This is a genomic window from Microcoleus sp. PH2017_05_CCC_O_A (assembly GCF_020738785.1).
Taxonomy (GTDB): Bacteria; Cyanobacteriota; Cyanobacteriia; order Cyanobacteriales; family Microcoleaceae; genus Microcoleus.
In genome coordinates, this window is record NZ_JAEQCB010000066.1 from 1 (window position 1) to 17,656 (window position 17,656).

The following is a 17,656-nucleotide window of genomic DNA, read 5'->3' on the forward strand; positions in this document are numbered from 1 at the left end:
GAGCGCTGAAGCGCAACTACGTACCTTTTTGATTTGAGGTATGTTGTTGCGCTTTAGCGCTCTTTCATCCTAATATAAGAAAGAGCGCTGAAGCGCAACTACGTACCTTTTTGATTTGAGATTTACAGAGATTCAAAAGTAGCAGTAAAACCCTCTAAAGTCAAGCATTCTTCCATAAAATCCTCTACATCATTGACATTTTCCAGTTTATATTCCATGATGCGTTCACCGTCGCCTTTCATCTTTTTGGAAGAAAGAGGCGTAGCCGGATATTTGTCAGCAATGACTTTGAAAGCTTTGGAATTGAGAGTCCAGCTTTCCGCAGAACATTTAATGATTAAAAGCCACATGATAAAATCCCTCCTTGGGTTTGGTTTATTAATAGAAAACTCGGCGGTTGAAACCGCGTCTATACAAACTTGCACGTGCCTCCGCAGGTTGAAGAATTGACGGTGAAAATTGCGTTATTTTCTTCAGTTATTTTCTTCAGTCCGCGGAGGCGGACTTTGCTTGTGTAGACGCGGTTTCAACCGCCGTCTTCTTTATCTTTCTGGCGGTTTCAACCGCCGTCTTCTTTATCTTTCTGGCGGTTTCAACCGCCGTCTTCTTTATCTACTCGATAGTGCCGACAAATCAAGAGATTCTGTTGTTTGGAAAAAAGCTAAAAGGCGATCGACTATTTGAGCAACACCACCCTTAACATTCGACTCAACATTCAAAGGCATCACCGGATCGTGCAGTGACAAGCGTAGCAGAAACCAGCCCGATTCGCTAGCTGACGTGCAGGAAACTCGCAAACCTTCGTAATTATTGGGTACAATTCCCCAGTCGGCTTGGGTTGAGACAAATTCTTGCAGTTTCTCAATTACCAAATTTCCCTGAGCTTTGAAATCATCCACACCAATTTTAATCCGAAACTCTGCACTTTCTTCAGGTTCTTGTAAATTCGCAATTAAATCCGGCAAAGATTGATTAGCTAATTTGGATTTAGCCAATTCAATCAATAATTTGCTCACCAAGTAAGCGCCATCATCCAGAAAGTAATTTTCCTTCAAAGCGCCATGTCCAGAAGTTTCAATCGCCAGCCATGATTCCTGTCCCGCTGCATTGAGGCGAATCGACTCGTCAATCACATTTTTGTAACCGCGTTTAAAGCGATGGTGAATTCCTTTTAAATCCTGTTCGATGAATTGCGTTAAACCATCGGATGTGATAGAATCCGTAACGACGGTAGAGCCTGGGTGCTCTTGTAGGACGATCGCCGAAATCAACGCGATTAACCGATTGCGATTCAGTTCCTTGCCAAATTGATCCACAGCCGCACTGCGATCGACATCCGTATCAAAAATAATCCCAAAATCAGCTTGATTGGCAATTACCGCTTGACAAATTGACTGCATTGCCTGTTTATCTTCGGGATTCGGCACGTGATTTGGGAATGTACCATCCGGTTCTAAAAATTGACTGCCGGTAGTGTCTGCACCCAAAGGCTTTAAGACTTTATCCACATAAAATCCGCCCGCACCATTCCCCGCATCCACAACAATTTTCAAGCCTGTCAGCGGCTGCTCAAAATTATCGGGATGATTGACTGATTCCCTAATCTTTTCGACAAATTGGTTGCCATAAACTGAGATAAAATCATGCTTGGTAATAGTACCGAAAACGGCAGCTTTTTTAAACTCATTGGTTTCGGCAAATGTTAAGATATCGGTAATATCTTTTTTTTGTAATCCACCCTTAGCGGTGAAAAACTTTAAGCCGTTGCGATTAAAAGGTAAATGGCTAGCAGTCAGCATAATCGCGCCGTCGCACTCAAAACCTGGAGTGATTGTACTCATAAACATGGCGGGAGTTGATGCCATTTCAAAGTCATATACTGTAGAACCAACTAAGGCTATACCATCCATGACTGCTTGCATTAAAGTTGGCCCGGATAGGCGACTGTCACGCCCGATCGCAATTATCAACTTTTCCGCAGGTTTATTGACTTTTTGCACCAGCCAACTGACAAAGGATTGACCTAAAATTGTCGCAATTTCGGGAGTGAGGTTAACTTTTTCATCGGGAACCCCTTCGAGGGCGATACCGCGAATATCTGAGCCATTTTGCAGTTTTGTCCAGTTATAGTTTTGCATAATCATTGATGGTAAGTATAGCAGTTGACAGTTGACAGTTGACAGTTGACAGTGAATTTTTTGGATGGAGATTCAAACCCTACCCTCAAACAATCCATATTATAGGTGAGGGAGTTAAACCCGGTTTCGATCCAATTATCAATTGCCCATTGTTAAAAGCCTTGTCAAACTGTATCACTTTCTTGACTGTCTAGGATAGCGGCAAGATGTTTGCGGATTGTGGGTGAGCGAAATCCCAAAATGATATCTTTGTTACAGACACCGCGCTGAATTAGCTCTTGATCGATGAAGACTTCGGTGCTATTTTGCTGAATCCAAACTTGGCCCTCGATGATATCTAAGTGCATGGCGCAACCATATATGCGATATTCATCGCGCCAACTATGATGTATCACCAAATAGCGATCGCGTGAATGGTCAAAAATTAACTGAGCTTGGGTGTCGTCTTTGGCGAAGTCTTCGAGAAATTGACAAACAATTTGGCGATACTCATTTATTCTATCCATTGTTCAATAGCCTCACTATTTGGATTATAAACAATTAACCGAACCTGATACCGCTCAATGACAGTTTTTGCTGGTTCAAAACGTAAAAAGGTTTGATAAGCATCTCTAGGTACTGCTAGATACAAAATACGCCCTGGTTCATCAGAAACTTCTATGGCAATTCGGTAGTTTAGAAATTGACCAAGAGCCGTGTGAAATGCTGAAATGTTAGAGCCACTAATAAAGCTTTTTACTTCTACTGCGATTTGACTGCCTTCTTTTTCGGCTGCGATCGCTGATTCGGCAGCTAAGTCAATGTAGATATCAGCTATACCATAGCGCAGTTGATAAGGATCGTGGGTGATTTGCCAACCTTCTTTTTGAAGAGCGATTTTGACGGTGTTATGAAATATGTCTTTTGCCATAGTAATTAATGATTATCGTTGAGAAATTGTATAAACTCTTTGAAGTCTTGATTCAGTATTTTTGTATTTCCATTGGTGATAACTATGACGAATTTCTTCTAATGCCTTAAGTCTGGCTTGATAAGATTGAGTTTGCCAATAAGAAAAATCACTTTTTTGTTCTTTGAGGTTTATTTTACGACAAAGAATGGTCTTTTATTTGTATCCATTATGTAGATTTAAATTGATTAATTTGATAGATTTCTTGAGCATCTTCCAAGGAATATTCAATTTCATCATCTTCGTAGAAAAGTTGCGTTAATGAATAGTCTTGCCACTCGGTACTTTGCCACTCAGTATATTCGGATATTATATCAAATTCATTGGTATTAGAATTATTCATCTCTCTCTTTTCTGACTCTGTGTTCTCTGCGCTCTCTGCGGTTAAATCATTCCGATCCAAGCTTAAACGATATTAGCTGTTGATTTTTCCATAACTTATCTTGATATCTCATTATAGCAATATCTCTGAGGGTAAGACTTAGGCATTACGGTGACAGAGTTTTTCAATCCAACAATGGAAATTATAGCCCCATCACCGCTGAGATTAAACTCTCATTGCTTAATCATGCTCAACGCTGTAAACTGCCGCTAAGCGGAACTCGCCTTTCGCGGGGACTTCGACAATATCCGTCGCCGCATTGGTCGTTTCTACGCAGATTAAACGCTGATAATCGCTATCATCAAGGTCGGCCATGCTTGCAGAAATTTTCACCCAGGGATTCCACACAACGGCGGATTTACTGCCAGATGATTTAATCCGAATCCGACGATTGAGGGCGGCATCGTCTATGACGAATTCGTTGGTGACATCGAGATAAATTCGATCGACCTCACCGACAGCTACGACTGCACCTACTTGAGTTTTTTCGACTCCACCGTCAACTTTATCAAGATATTGGCTGTTTTCTAAACCCAACACCTGCACGCGGTTGATGTCTCCGACTAGGAAATAGGTGTGGAAGGCTTGGGTGAGGGGAAATGCTTTGTCGCCGAGATTGCGGGTGATTAATTCTACTGTGAGAGTGGTGCCGATCGTAATTGCGATCGCCAGTTCAAAAGCTTGGGGCCAAATTGCTCTAGTTTCCTCAGTATCCTTGAGGCCTAGGGTGACTTCGGTTGCGCCGTCAGGAGTTGTACCAGTGTTGACGACATTCCAGAGGCGATTGCGGACAAACCCGTGGGCTGGGCGGCCCAAGCCTTCGGGATCTGGGCCAAACCAAGGCCAACAGATGGGTACACCGCCTTTGATGGCTTTCCCTTCGGCGTAGTAGGCTTTGTCGCTGAGGAACATCAAATCTGCGGTTTCGGTGGCTGGTTGGAAGGAGAGCACTTGGCCGGAATACACAGATATCAAGGCTTTGGCTTGGCCGTTGTCGATGTGAATCATCGGGAAACCGCCGTTTCCGCTGGCGAAGGTGAGGTGGCCGGCGATGCTGTAGTCTGTGTTTAGTTGGTCAATACTCATGCTGGTGGCGGAGGTTAATTGCTTCCCAATTATCCGATATTATGGTTGCTGCGGTTGTTTGTATTGTTGAGTTTGAGTGGAATGTGCGATCGGCTAATGTTGGTTGTATTCTGGTGTTGGGAGGACATTAAGAAGATTTGAGAGTTAACAAGGTTTGTTGAATTTTTATCCTGGTTGCAATTTCACTGTCTGAATTTTGAACGAATACCGCATTTTTGTATCTGGAGCGCCCAACTATGAAACTTAAGTTATCTTTATTTTATAAAACATTTTTAGTGGCTAATTTGCTACTAGGTTCGACAATAGCTTTCAGTACCAATACTCAAGCCCAGACGAGAAATTCTGGTGAAGATTATAGCTCCAAATGCAGTTTTTACGGACAGAATCAAACGCAGGCTCAAACAATAGGCTGTTCGATCAAGCAGAGTCCCAACCAAATTATAATTGACTGGAATGATGGATTAAAAACTATTCTAGTTGCCTCTAATGGTGGTTGGAAATCAATGCCTTCTGAAGCGAAAGCCGAAGTCAGATTTTATTCTGGGACTGGGCGAGTCGCTCACGTTGAAATTTTCTCTGGTCCAGGTAAGGGAATTATTGTTGTCAAGCCATAATCGCGTTCATTTAGTTAAGAAACCCGGTTTCTGGGAATTATGCAAAGATTAAGAAACCGGGTTTCTCAGAAAATTTAGGTTTGGTGGCGAGAGATTTCGGAAGAAACCCGGTTTCTGGGAATTATGCAAAGATTAATCAACTGGTTTCTGATATCAATTGCCAAAAATAATGCAAAATCTCCGATCGGGAATTTTGGTTTTTTTGCTGTTTTTGATTGTGTCAATCTTCACAGATAACGGTTTCAATCCCTATGTCAGGAAATAAGGGCTACAAGACTCCCACTGCTAACAGCGCCTCCGCTTCAACCTCATTCATCTCATCGAGTTTCAGCCAAACTTGGTGCATCAACTCATCCAACCCAACTCGACTCACAGCCGAAATCATCAACACCGGAGCACCGCTGATTTCCTGCAATCGCGCGATCGCATTTCCAATTTCCTCATCCTCAAGATCGATCGCATCTACCTTATTAAAAGCCAAAATCTGCGGCCGATCGGCCAAACCTCGCCCGTAAGCTTTCAATTCTTCTTGAATTGTGACGTAATCGGCGATCGGATCTTCATCAGTAATATCCACCAAATGCAGCAACAACCGAGTCCGTTCAATGTGCCGCAAAAACTCATAACCCAAACCCGCGCCCTCGTGAGCCCCGGCAATTAATCCTGGAATATCAGCAAAAACAGTACCGTCGCCGGTTGGTTTTTTGACTACGCCCAAATTCGGAATTAAAGTTGTAAACGGATAATCTGCAATCTTTGGACGCGCCGCCGACAAAGCAGAAATTAGCGTAGATTTGCCAGCATTCGGCAAACCAATAATTCCAACTTCAGCTAACAGCTTCAATTCCAAGCGCAAAAACTTGTGTTCTCCTTCTTTTCCCGGTAGCGCATAATCTGGAGCGCGGTTAGAATTTGTCAGAAAACACTTATTTCCTAAACCGCCTTTACCACCTTTGGCTACACAAAAAGTCTGTCCGGGCGTCACCAAATCTGCTAAAATTGCCTGAGTTTCCGCATCGTAAACTACTGTACCGCAGGGAACTTCGATCGTGCGATCGGCTCCTGAAGCACCAGTCATATTCTTCGGCGCGCCCTTCTTCCCGTTTTCGCCTTTAAAAATCCGGTTGTACTGGAAATCCAGCAGCGTTTGCAGGCTTTCCACCGCCACCATAAACACAGAACCGCCCCGCCCGCCGGTGCCGCCGCTTGGCCCGCCCGCCGGTATATACTTTTCTCTGCGAAAAGCTACCATACCGTCGCCGCCTTTGCCGGCTGCGACTTGAACATCTGCGCGATCGATAAATTGCATAATTTAATCAATAATTATTGGTCAATAGTCAGTAGTCAGTAGTCATTAGTCAGTAGTCATTAGTTATGATACCAGATCCAAGTAAAATGTTTATCTTTTGGTGTGAATTACACATCCTACTCCCGAGTAGGGAGTAGGATGTGTTTTACTTTTGTATGTAGTGCTGTCCCCGTTCTAGTGCTTATATAATCACGCGAGCAGGGACAGCACTCAAAGAAAAAATGCTTTTTACAAAACAGAAATTCACCATCCTACTCAACTAATTAGGAGTCATTGGTTCATAGCATACAGTCATTAATCGAAAATCTCACAAAATTGACCAATTACCAATTACCAATTCCCCATTCCCCATTCCCAATGCCCAATGCCCAATTCCCCTAACAATATGACGATACATCTTCCTTGCAATCATCTGCCAAATAGCAGAGAGCTCGAAAGCGCATCCCCACCAATTGTTCGTACAGCGGGTTAAGCTTGCACATCGGTGGAATGTGGACGATTTTGCGGCCGAATAATACGACATCTCGCTCAAACGGACACTGCGGTGGAATCATTTTGCAGACAAAACGTGCCACTCTCGGATCGTGAACTTCCCAGCCGTCAAGCCAGTCTTTCACGGGTGTCAGGACATTTTTCTGCTGAGGTTGAGGCCGCCCAGAAAGCGGTGTTGCTGCATAATCAACGGCTGTTTGGCTGCTTGATTCCTGCGGCTGCGCGCTGCTGTCTTCGATCGTGTGTCGCAGAGATTCGATCGCCTCCACGTTATGACCCAAAGCTGTGCAAAACTTGTAAAGTACCTCGTCTTCGCTCAGAGAGTAAGTACCGTCTGCTAAGGCTACCATGACTGCTGTTCTCAAAAAATTCTCCCCGTTGGCGGTACCTGTCCCGAATACAGCAGCTAGTTCCTCTGCGGTAATCGGTTCAAAACCGGTCTCAAAAGATACCGGATTTAGTTCATCCTGAGTCAGGCTAGCAATCATTTTTTGCTCGTTTTCGTCAAAGTTGCCGTCAGCCCAAGCAATTGTCAGCAATCCCCGCAGCCAAGCGGCAATCTCTCCATCGGTGCAGTTAGATTTTGCGTTACTCATCAGCGTTTCCAGTTGGATGATATACCAGTCTAGTTGTTGGTTTGGAGCGGGATAACTATTCCCCTCTAAATAATTTTTACTGGTTTTTTGCTCGATCGATCTTTTTGTGAAAGGTTTGTGCCCGAAGATTGCTCCAAACGCTTGTAGTGGACGTGTTAAAAGCATATTTGTGTCTCAGGAGCTTCGCCAATTAGCGAGCTAATCTATGGTTTAATCCTCTTCCCCTAAAGCGTCGTCTATCTGGAGGAATAGGTTTTGTTGATTCATTGTTAAGTATAGTTGCACCGATTTTAGATAGCGTATCGAATTTTACGTAATTTCAACGCCAGATCGACCCAATTTATCGCAAGCAATCACAGGTTTGCCAAGATAGGATCTAATCAGCAACCGGGTTTCTCACCCACGGGCGATTTTACTTCGCTATGTTTACATTTTAATATATATATTTGTAAATTTTTGTGTGTCGGCTCCGTAACATTTGACAATAAGTCGGCTTTATGCTGTGAAAATAAAAAGACTTGATGGAACTATCAGCCTATCTCAAAGGTTTTGATTGCTGGGGCAGCTTATAAATCAGTCCAAGACGGAACAATCACAATAAAAAAAGGTACGTAGTTGCGCTTCAGCGCTCCGAAGGTACGTAGTTGCGCTTCAGCGCTCCGAAGGTATGTAGTTGCGCTTCAGCGCTCCGGGTGGATCTAGGTTTTACAGAAGAAATACCATTAAATCAAGGTACGTTGTTGCAATGAAAGCGCTCTTTCCTAAGATTATAAAGAGCGCTCAAGCGCAACAACGTACCTCAGATCGAAAATGGTATTAGCTGCGGCGGCACAAAATCCAGCGCAATTCCATGGGCGGCCGTCCATTTGCCATCGGGAAGACATCTCTACCTGTGGCCCAACTCGGGAACCAAGGCGTTGGCGGCCAGGCTTCTTTTGGCAGGTGGTGGCGTTCGTATTCCCACACCAATTCGTCGGATATTTGGACTAAGGGTAAGCCTTCCATGGCGGCGGCGAGCTCTTGGGGCGTGAATAAAGTAGACCAGGAAAGTTGTGCAACTTGTCGCACGAGGGCGTCTGGCTGGTAGTCGCCGACGGTTAAGAATGTGCTGAAGAGCAACACGCCTCCGGGACAGAGGAAATCGCACATTTTGGCAAGGAAAAGCCGTACTTGATCGATGTCTCGAAAATGTGAGATGACTTCGGCGGCAACTGCAAGTTGGTAGCGGGCTGGTTTCATCCGCATTAAGGGATCGAGCACGTCGCCTTCTGTTACTGTGACGGGAAGGTTTTCGGCGGTGGCGGCTGTTTGCAATTGTTCTGCAAAAGCTGGGGTTAGCTCGATCGCATCTACAGAATAGCCCAATCTCGCCAGCGGTAAGGTATTGCGCCCGGTACCGGCCCCCACGTCTAAGATGCGGATGCGATCGGGATTTCCCAATTTAGCAGCCGTTGCCATCAATTTTGCATCGGGATGGGAACCAAATAGAGGCGGTTCTCTGGTGTCAACCCAGCTTTTATATTGTTCTCCTACTGTTGAAGTAGTGACAATTACTTTGCAAGCTAAACCGGTTTGTGGCGGCTGCACTGATTCGTATTGCAGAATCATCATCGATGCTGTTGAAGTGCGGTAGCCCTGTTCTAATTTAGTCGCTAAAAGCTTTCTGAGTTCCTCTTTACGGTCTTCTGGGAGGGGTCTGTCGAGGGTGCTAAATAGCTTTTCGATTGACTTGAGATAGTGGTTTACCATTCCCGGTACGCAGGGGAAAACTAATTCTCCGCGTGCGGTGACGCGAGTGTTAATTTTGTAGAGGATGGCTTGCTGGAGAATGTCGGGATTGACTACCAGCGGCATTTGTTCGGTTTGGTCGATCGTGCTTTCGGCGCCCATAAGTTCCGGGAAGAAGTCAGTTGACAGTTGACAGTTGACAGTTGACAGTTGACAGTTGCCAGTTGTCAGTTGTTAGTTGTCAGTTGTTAGTAAAAAACAATAGTATCTTGTAGATACGATATTTTTGCCCTTATCTACTTTGAGCTTTGTTTTGGATAAATCTTAAATCTCTCATCTCAAATCTACCAGGCCCAGAACCCGATTATGTCTGAAAATTCGAGTTAATATAGCGCTTCTTAAGTTAGTGCACTCAAGTGATTACTAATTACCAATTACCCATTACCAATTACCCATTACCCATTACCCATTACCTGACATACCTCACCGCCCTTGAAAAGGGCAATACCTCGATCGGCTGTAGCGCATTTAAAGTGTATTTTTCAGGACGAGGTGGAAAAAGCAAATCCTCTCGCCTTCTCCCCCTCTCTCGTTCTCCTGTTAGCCATCACAGGCAATTTATCTGGGTAGCAACTGAAAGCTAGGCTTAGTTGCTGCCGGTAAAAGTCACTTCAGGGAACTTTGACTGAGCTTCAGTCATCGGGCGCCGTCTGCCTTCTTCTTGCCAGTAGTTGATTACTTCTGTAGCTTGGTTGAGGACTTCGACGCGATCGTTGTCAGCAATCCAGTGTTTGGCTTCGAGTTCGTTTTTGAGTTCTTCCCACGCATCCTTGCGCGGCCAGAAAAAATAAGCTGTCAGCGGGCTAGTTCCTTTACCGACAACTTGGTCAACGGCGAGGGCAACATTCTCTTCTAGCCAGAGAACTTTTAAGATGAACTTGGACAAGCAAACCTCCAGGGTTCCGATCGAACTTATTAAAAATTTCTACAATCGCTAAGCGTAGCACATTCTGTTCAATAATGGCTCATCGGCGATTAAAAGTTTTGTCGAAGGGCTGGGTTTCCCGCTGCTTAGGGGCCCGAAACCAATAAAATTTGTCCACTCACTCGCCCCAGGTACAGGGATAATTAAGTTATGAGCAGATTTATTTTAGTTTTTGACATTGATGGTGTGGTGCGGGATGTGTCCGGTTCCTATCGAAGGGCGATCGCAGATGCGGTAGAACATTTCACGGCTGGTGCTTTTCGCCCGAATTCGATCGATATCGACTCTCTGAAGTCTGAGGGTGTGTGGAATAATGACTGGGAAGCGTCTTTGGAGTTAGTTTGCCGTTATTTTGATGGAATTGGGCGATCGCGAAATCAACTCGATTTCAAATATGACGAATTAGTCGCTTTTTTCCAAAGTCGCTATCGCGGGAATGACGATAAAAATTGGACTGGTTACATTTGTGACGAACCGCTGCTGTTAAATCCAGCTTACCTGGAAAATCTAACAATTGGAGGCGTTGCTTGGGGATTTTTTAGTGGCGCGATGCACGATGAAGCAGCTTATGTTTTGGAAGGGAAACTCGGCTTAAATTCCCCCGTGTTAGTCGCGATGGAAGATGCACCGGGAAAACCAGATCCGACTGGACTTTTCTCGACAATTGAACAGTTGGAAAATCGGCACGGTTTAGAAAGCAATTTGCCCGTGATTTATGCGGGAGATACAGTTGCCGATATTTACACCGTGGTGAAGGCGCGGGAATTACAACCGAATCGGGTTTGGCTGGGTGCAGGAATTTTGCCGCCTCACGTTTTGGATGATTCTGTTCGCTGTGAAGCCTATGCTGCGGCGCTGAAAAAAGCTGGTGCTGCGGCGATTTTTAGGAATATCGAGGAGTTGAATGCTGCACGAATTGGAGAATTATACGGCGGTTGAAACCGCGTCGGTACATTGGAGAATTAGACGGCGGTTGAAACCGCGTCTACACCAACAATGTCTGCCTCCGCAGACTTAAGAAAGAGGGCGGTTGAAACCGCGTCTACACCAACGATGTCCGCTCAGACGGCGGTTGAAACCGCGTCTACACAAACGATGTCCGCCTCCGCGGACTCAAGAAAATAACATAATTTTAACCGTTTTATCTTCAACCTGCGGAGGCAGGTTTGGTTTGTGTAGACGCGGTTTCAACCGCCGTTTTATCTTCAACCCGCGTCGGCGGGTTTGGTTTGTGTAGACGCGGTTTCAACCGCCGTTTTATCTTCAACCTGCGTCGGCAGGTTTGGTTTATGTAGACGCGGTTTCAACCGCCGTTTTATCTTCAACCCGCGTCGGCGGGTTTGGTTTGTGTAGACGCGGTTTCAACCGCCGTCTAATCAACCGCCGTCTAATCAACCGCCGTCTAATCAACCGCCGTCTAATCAACCGCCGTCTAATCTTATTTCAAGTTCAAGAATTTGTCTAAAGCGCTAACTACAACTGGCGGCCAGCGGCGGGTTTTTGCCACCCAATCGAGGTCTTTGTAGCGGGAATCGAGACCGACTGCGGCCACCCAATTGCTCTCAGCTTCACCGCGCTGTCCAGCCTCCCAAAGACAGGCGCTGAGGGCTGCTCTCATATCCGCAAATTGGGGATATCTGCGGACAATGTTTTTCATGTTGCGAATTGCTTCTTTGGTTTGCCCGTTTTGATAAAGTGCGAGGGCGTGATTGGCACGAGCAAAGGCGTATTCGGGCGCCAATTCAAAAGCTTTGCTGTAGTCTTTAATTGCTATTTCCCATTGTCCTAAACCTGCTTCGGCGTTACCTCGGTTGTTGTAGGCGGCTGGATCTTTCGGGTCTAATTCTAGCACATGATTGTAGTCGGCGATCGCTTCTTCCCAGCGTCCTAAACCTTCTAAGGCTGTGCCGCGATTTAGGTAGGGATCGGGAGCATTCGGAGCTAGTTCGATCGCCTTTTCGTAGTCAGCAATTGCTAATTGTAGTTTGTTTTGGCTGACTCTCGAATTGCCTCGGTTACTCCAAGCGGCGGCTTGTGAGGGAAATTTGTCAATAATTTCTGTCCACAAAGTTTCTGCGGCGGGAAATTTGCCTTCGTTTGTAGCCTCAAAAGCTTTCTGAACAAGTTCTCCTAATTCCTGCTGCTGAGGGGTGAGCTCTGTTGCTTGTAGTTGTGCGGCGGCGGGCGCGATATTTCCCAACCAAACTAACCCGGTTACAATTAATACTGTAAAAAATGTGAAAAGTGAGCGAATCATCTTTGGTGGCAGTTGAAACTTTACTAAGCTGTTGCGTATTTAAATTGAGTATTTGGGACGGGCTAGAAGCCCATCCCACAAGACTTTGATTTGTTTTTGACACAGAACAATTTAAATACAGAACAGCTTAAATATATTATTAACCTAAATTGCGGTCGTTGGTTAAATCTTATCAGTTAAAAGTAATTTTATGAAAAAACGCTTATTAATTTTGGGCGGAACGGGTGATGCTATTGAAGTAGCTGCCAGAGCTGCTCAAATTGCTGATATCGAGGTGATATCTTCGCTTGCAGGGCGGACTAAACAGCCTTTGACCCCAAAAACGGGTACGGTGCGGATTGGGGGGTTTGGTGGGGCGGCTGGGCTGGCTGAGTTTTTGCGTTGTAGCCCGATCGACTTTTTAATTGATGCAACTCATCCGTTTGCAGCGCAGATTTCAGCCAATGCTGCGGTGGCTGCGGCTGAGTGTCATGTCCCTCATTTGATGCTGGTGCGCCCTGCGTGGGAGGCCGTGGAGGGCGATCGCTGGATTGAAGTCGCCAGCCACTCGGAGGCTGCAAGGGCTTTGTCAGGGCATTCTCGGCGGGTGTTTCTGACGATTGGGAGGCAGGAATTGGCGGAGTTTGCGGGTTTGGAGGATGTTTGGTGTTTGATGCGGGCGATCGATCCTCCGGCACAAAATACTCTTGTTCCTCATGGTGAATTATTATTAGCAAGGGGGCCTTTTTCATTGGCGGACGAGCGGGAATTGCTCTTGCAATATCAGATTGATACAATTGTTAGCAAAAACAGCGGTGGCGCTGCGACATATCCGAAAATTATCGCCGCTAGGGAGTTGAATATTCCTGTTGTAATGGTGCAGCGGACTCCGATTCCCAATGTTGAGCGGGTTGCTGATGTGTCGGGGGCGATTGATTGGCTAATTCAGCAGTTGAAGTGAAAATCACAACTTACGCACTCCGACTAAAGAAACCGGGTTTTTTATAAATTTGCGGGTGACAACGAAATATTGTCGAAAAAAACCCGGTTTCTCGGCTACCGCAATCAAGAAACCAGGTTTTTCTGAATCTGCGGGTAACAACGAAATATTGTCGCGTTATTTTCTTCATTCCGCGGAGGCGGAATTTGTTTGTCTAGGCGCGGTTTCAACCGCCGTCTTATCTTTGTTATTCAATGAGTTAAGATGATTGTTCATTTCTTGTAAATATCCTTTTAAAACTGGATACTGCGAAGTTGCTAGCAGCGCATCTTTTTTCTGATTGACAGTTGTTTCTAACGGCAAAATGCGATACTTAGATTTATTGTTCAAAGTATAGCGGTGTACCCAAGTCGGAATTGTTTTAATGCTGATAATTTCTGTGGTCTTTTCGGGAAATTTCTTGCGAATATTTATTTGCACAATTACACCTAAGTCTGTATAATCTTGGGTCTGCCCCGAGATGAAGTTTCCCATTGAATAAATTGCTACGGCCTTTCTGGTTTTCCCATTCTTTCCTTTGAATTTAAATATTTTGTAAGGCTGGACGACGTGGGGATGACTGCCGAGAATGATGTCTGCACCGGCTTTTAAAATGTTTTCAACTAATTGTTTTTGTTGGGTGTTTGGCTGTCGCTGATATTCGTCGCCAAAATGCAGGGAAATTGCGATCGCATCTGCTCCTTTTTTTCGGGCTTTGGCGATGTCTTTGATTATCTGTTTTTCGTCGATTAGCGAAACTAGGTAATCTTTGCCTTTGGGTATCGGGATGCCGTTTGTGCCGTAGCTGTAGGCTAGCATGGCTAGCGATATGTTGTTTTTGGTGACGATCAAAATCCTATCGCCCGCTGCTTTAGACTTGGCTGTCCCTGTTGATGCAATTTTGCGATCGCCCAAATTTGCGATCGTCCTAATTACCCCTATTTCTCCCCGATCCAAAGCATGATTATTCGCGGTTGTCAAGATATTAAATCCAGCTTTTTTCGCAGCATCCAGTAATTGCACTGGTGCGTTAAATAGCGGATATCCCGTATATCCGCCCGCATCTTCGCCCGCTAAAGGTGTTTCCAGGTTTCCCGTTACCCAATCGCCTTTTGACAGGATACTTTTAACTGGTGCGAAGAAGCTGTCAAAATTGTATGTTTGCTTTTTTGCATCGTAGCCCGAGATTGTTTGAGTAATGTGCATCATGATATCGCCGACAGCAATTAGTTGCGCTTCTTTAATCTCAGACTTGGGTTTAGCCGGTGCAGGTGTTGCAATTGGCGATGGCGTCCCGCCCCGCAAGCTACGGCTTTCTGTACGCTGTGTGTTGGTTTTTGGCGTTTGGATGTCGCAGCTTGCGATCGAAAACACGGCAATTACCGAAAGCAACCGACGAAAAGTCATAACTTTTAAGAGTGATTTATCGGCATCTATGATATCATCATTATGCCTTGCACACCGTTGGCTGGAAACTAAGTTTTTCAACAAAAATATTGGCTAAAAACTCTCAATCTTCCTTAAAAAGCCCGGGTTCTTTGTTCGGATTACGCAATTTATAATGACTCGATTAGTTACACCCAAATAAATGACAAAAAAATATCTCATTATTGCCTTTATTGTTTTCTTCTCAATTACGGGTTTTGGTATTTTGAGTTACGCTCAGAGTTCGAGCGATCGACCTTTTGAATTTGCCTTAATTGGCGATTTGCCTTACAGCGCAGAACAAGAAGCAAAATTTCCGAATTTGATTGCAGATATCAATCGATCGCCCGCAGCCTTTGTCATTCACGACGGCGATATCAAAAGCGGTGGATCTGTCTGCGATGATGCAACTTTTGTCAGCCGCCAGCAGTTATTTAATAAATTTGAAATGCCCTTCATTCTCGCCTATGGTGATAACGAATGGACTGACTGTCACCGTTCAAATAACGCCAGTTACAACAATCCCATAGAAAGACTTGCTAAACTGCGGGAAATCTTCAACAAAGGCACTCAAAGTTTGGGGAAACGTACCTTAACTCTCACCCGCCAAAGCGAAAATTCGCAGTTTGCTAAATATCGTGAAAATGTCCGCTGGATTTATAACGGGATAACATTTTTGGCGATAAATATGCCGGGAAGCAACAACAATTTTGGCCGGACTCCCGAACAGGATAAAGAATATGCCGATCGCAATTTCGCTAATTTAGCCTGGATTAAAGAATCTTTTGCTTCAGCAAAACGCAGCAACAGCAAAGGAATCATATTAGTTGCACAAGCAAATCCGGGCTTTGAACTCGATCGAACCGACAAAAGAATAACCGGCTACAACGATTTTATCGCAACTCTGGAAACAGAAACCCGCAATTTTCCCGGACAAGTCGTATTCGTGCATGGCGATACTCACTATTTCCGCATCGACAAACCTTTACCTCGTTTTGACGATGACACTCAACTCCCCAGACTGCTAAACTTTACCAGAGTTGAAACTTTTGGTTCTCCAAACGTGCATTGGTTGCGGGCTTTTTATGACCCCAAAAATCCTAACGTGTTTGAATTTAAACAGCAGATTGTTCCCAAAAATTAGGCAAATTAACACCAGTTGTATCCCAGATAAATATTGTTTCGCTTATACTGAAGATCGCTAGCATGGAGGAATTTATTTATGACGATCGCAACTGAGCGCATTACCCTTGAAGAATTTCTGAAACTGCCAGAAACTAAACCAGCCAGCGAATACATTGAGGGCGAAATCATCCAAAAACCTATGCCTAAAACAAAGCATTCTCGTCTCCAGGGGCGATTCCTGCGTACCATTAATGAAGTGGTAGAGGAACCCAAGATAGCTTACGCTTTTCCAGAGTTGCGGTGTACGTTTGGCGGGCGCTCGATTGTGCCCGATGTTGCGGTACTATTGTGGGAACAGATGGAGTTTGATAGCAACGGTGAACCGTTGGATGATGTGCTAATTGCACCCTATTGGGCGATCGAAATTTTATCGCCAGAACAAAGCTCCAACCGCGTAACTAAAAAAATTATTCACTGTCTCGAACATGGCTGTCAGTTGGGATGGCTAGTCGATCCAGGCGATCGATCGATTTTAGCATTTTTACCCAATCAACAACCGCAATTCTGCGAAGGTAGCGATGTCGTTCCCGTACCCGAAATCATTCCCTTGAATATCACCGCCGAACAAGTATTTAGCTGGTTGAGAATGCAAGCATCAACGACAGGTTCGTAGTGAGGACTTTAGTCCTCATCAAAACAGAGGACTCAAGTCCTCACTACGAACCTTTACCTAAGCACACAATCGCATTGCTGATTGACAGTATGAATTGAGTTATACCCAAAAAGTCTATGTTTTACTCAAGGGTAAAAAATGTGAATTCATACTTAAGTTCAGCAACGCCAAATTTTCGCTCCTTATCTCTAATTTCCCAGCGGTGGAATCTTAGCCAAAACGCCTTTTTTCAAAGCTTGAGGACGCTCAGACCAAGGCAACAAACCATCCGGTTTAGCATAGTATTGACCCGCGCATTCGAGTACAGCTTCGACACTTTTCGGTTCATTTGGAGGCAAATCACCAAACAGATAAGTATACTTTCCAGCAGCAGCAAAAGAGACCGCACAAGAATGACTGCAAGCACTCATGCACTCAACTTCTTGAATCTCAAACTCATCAGACAACTCCCAATCTTTAGCGAGTTTAGATAAATCTTCCATGAATTGTTGGCCACCACTTTTACCTTCGCGCTTGCCATCTTTCCAAACACTAGCGCAAGCAGTGCAAACCAAAAGACAGTGTTTTGTGCGTACAACCGTGTTTCGTTTAGTTCCATTCATCATCCATACCTCGTAGATGCGTTCAAAAGTGAGTTAGATATCGGCGGGCATTCTGACTTTAGAGGTAGAGGACTGAAGTCCTTACTACAAACCTCATTACAGTTGCGGGACAGCGCCGGACTTGCACCGAACTTTCCCCGTTTCCTCTGGCGGCTGCTCCCCGCTAGAACCGATCGCGAATTCAAATCCTATCACACTTGCCACCCTTTCCCAAAAAAGTTATCTTGGTAACAGCGATTTTTAATATCTAACCACATAAATTAACCCTGTTCGTAGTAAGGACTTTAGTCCTCTGATATTTCTGCGGACTGAAGTCCTCACTACAAACCTTATGAAC

General features: G+C 44.9%; 18 protein-coding genes and 1 riboswitch. Of the genes, 5 read left to right on the forward strand and 13 right to left on the reverse strand.

The features are described 5' to 3' along the window. Positions 1 to 122: 122 nt before the first annotated feature. From JGK20_RS16420 to JGK20_RS16445, 6 genes are all read right to left on the reverse strand, one after another. Positions 123 to 350, reverse strand: coding sequence for a hypothetical protein (locus JGK20_RS16420; RefSeq protein ID WP_293181313.1), 228 nt, complete (start codon positions 348 to 350; stop codon positions 123 to 125). 258 nt (positions 351 to 608) lie between these two features. Continuing rightward, on the reverse strand, positions 609 to 2,138 hold the full coding sequence (locus tag JGK20_RS16425) for a phosphomannomutase/phosphoglucomutase (RefSeq protein WP_293211247.1): 1,530 nt from the start codon (positions 2,136 to 2,138) through the stop codon (positions 609 to 611). Positions 2,139 to 2,302: 164 nt separating this feature from the next. After that, on the reverse strand, positions 2,303 to 2,644 hold the full coding sequence (locus JGK20_RS16430) for a XisI protein (RefSeq protein WP_293192269.1): 342 nt from the start codon (positions 2,642 to 2,644) through the stop codon (positions 2,303 to 2,305). Continuing rightward, positions 2,632 to 3,048, reverse strand: a complete 417-nt coding sequence (locus tag JGK20_RS16435; protein ID WP_293231397.1) for a XisH family protein — start codon at positions 3,046 to 3,048, stop codon at positions 2,632 to 2,634. The genes JGK20_RS16430 and JGK20_RS16435 overlap by 13 nt, the downstream gene beginning before the upstream one ends. 208 nt (positions 3,049 to 3,256) lie before the next feature. Then, entirely contained in the window at positions 3,257 to 3,430 is a 174-nt protein-coding gene (locus tag JGK20_RS16440) for a hypothetical protein (protein WP_293181301.1), read from the reverse strand. 219 nt (positions 3,431 to 3,649) lie between these two features. Further along, the gene (locus JGK20_RS16445; RefSeq protein WP_293231399.1) at positions 3,650 to 4,555 is read right to left on the reverse strand and encodes a D-hexose-6-phosphate mutarotase; all 906 of its coding nucleotides are present in this window, start codon (positions 4,553 to 4,555) and stop codon (positions 3,650 to 3,652) included. Between the two features lie 236 nt (positions 4,556 to 4,791). Here JGK20_RS16445 and JGK20_RS16450 point away from each other — a divergent pair, with 236 nt between their 5' ends. Continuing rightward, on the forward strand, positions 4,792 to 5,169 hold the full coding sequence (locus tag JGK20_RS16450; protein WP_293231402.1) for a hypothetical protein: 378 nt from the start codon (positions 4,792 to 4,794) through the stop codon (positions 5,167 to 5,169). 268 nt (positions 5,170 to 5,437) lie between these two features. Here JGK20_RS16450 and obgE read toward each other — a convergent pair whose 3' ends face one another. The 4 genes from obgE to JGK20_RS16470 form a co-directional block, all read right to left on the reverse strand. Beyond that, positions 5,438 to 6,478 (reverse strand): GTPase ObgE, encoded by a 1,041-nt coding sequence (gene obgE, locus JGK20_RS16455; RefSeq protein WP_293225010.1) that lies wholly within the window; start codon positions 6,476 to 6,478, stop codon positions 5,438 to 5,440. A gap of 377 nt (positions 6,479 to 6,855) precedes the next feature. Next, complete coding sequence (locus JGK20_RS16460) at positions 6,856 to 7,731, reverse strand: Mo-dependent nitrogenase C-terminal domain-containing protein (RefSeq protein WP_293181289.1); 876 nt, start codon at positions 7,729 to 7,731, stop codon at positions 6,856 to 6,858. Positions 7,732 to 8,382: 651 nt separating this feature from the next. Further along, positions 8,383 to 9,456, reverse strand: coding sequence for a class I SAM-dependent methyltransferase (locus JGK20_RS16465; protein ID WP_293181286.1), 1,074 nt, complete (start codon positions 9,454 to 9,456; stop codon positions 8,383 to 8,385). Positions 9,457 to 9,940: 484 nt separating this feature from the next. Then, positions 9,941 to 10,252: a 30S ribosomal protein PSRP-3 gene (locus JGK20_RS16470; protein WP_293181450.1), complete on the reverse strand. Its 312-nt coding sequence runs from the start codon at positions 10,250 to 10,252 to the stop codon at positions 9,941 to 9,943. Positions 10,253 to 10,429: 177 nt separating this feature from the next. Between JGK20_RS16470 and JGK20_RS16475 the strand changes: the two genes are divergently transcribed. Next, positions 10,430 to 11,218 carry a TIGR01548 family HAD-type hydrolase gene (locus JGK20_RS16475; RefSeq protein ID WP_293181283.1) on the forward strand — a complete coding sequence of 263 codons (789 nt, stop codon included), beginning with the start codon at positions 10,430 to 10,432 and terminating at the stop codon, positions 11,216 to 11,218. A gap of 499 nt (positions 11,219 to 11,717) precedes the next feature. Here JGK20_RS16475 and JGK20_RS16480 read toward each other — a convergent pair whose 3' ends face one another. After that, positions 11,718 to 12,536, reverse strand: a complete 819-nt coding sequence (locus JGK20_RS16480; protein WP_293192275.1) for a tetratricopeptide repeat protein — start codon at positions 12,534 to 12,536, stop codon at positions 11,718 to 11,720. A gap of 190 nt (positions 12,537 to 12,726) precedes the next feature. Here JGK20_RS16480 and JGK20_RS16485 point away from each other — a divergent pair, with 190 nt between their 5' ends. Continuing rightward, positions 12,727 to 13,476 carry a cobalt-precorrin-6A reductase gene (locus tag JGK20_RS16485; protein ID WP_293231405.1) on the forward strand — a complete coding sequence of 250 codons (750 nt, stop codon included), beginning with the start codon at positions 12,727 to 12,729 and terminating at the stop codon, positions 13,474 to 13,476. A 165-nt stretch (positions 13,477 to 13,641) separates the two neighbouring features. Here the strand turns inward: JGK20_RS16485 and JGK20_RS16490 are convergent, their stop codons facing one another. Further along, entirely contained in the window at positions 13,642 to 14,901 is a 1,260-nt protein-coding gene (locus tag JGK20_RS16490; protein ID WP_293231406.1) for a CapA family protein, read from the reverse strand. 181 nt (positions 14,902 to 15,082) lie between these two features. On the opposite strand from JGK20_RS16490, the gene JGK20_RS16495 reads away from it, so the two are divergent. Next, positions 15,083 to 16,063 carry a metallophosphoesterase gene (locus tag JGK20_RS16495; RefSeq protein WP_293192277.1) on the forward strand — a complete coding sequence of 327 codons (981 nt, stop codon included), beginning with the start codon at positions 15,083 to 15,085 and terminating at the stop codon, positions 16,061 to 16,063. A gap of 78 nt (positions 16,064 to 16,141) precedes the next feature. After that, on the forward strand, positions 16,142 to 16,717 hold the full coding sequence (locus JGK20_RS16500) for a Uma2 family endonuclease (protein ID WP_293231409.1): 576 nt from the start codon (positions 16,142 to 16,144) through the stop codon (positions 16,715 to 16,717). Positions 16,718 to 16,905: 188 nt separating this feature from the next. Here JGK20_RS16500 and JGK20_RS16505 read toward each other — a convergent pair whose 3' ends face one another. Continuing rightward, complete coding sequence (locus JGK20_RS16505) at positions 16,906 to 17,322, reverse strand: DUF1636 domain-containing protein (RefSeq protein ID WP_366039053.1); 417 nt, start codon at positions 17,320 to 17,322, stop codon at positions 16,906 to 16,908. Between the two features lie 21 nt (positions 17,323 to 17,343). Further along, positions 17,344 to 17,508, reverse strand: a riboswitch (cobalamin riboswitch). Positions 17,509 to 17,656: the final 148 nt, after the last annotated feature.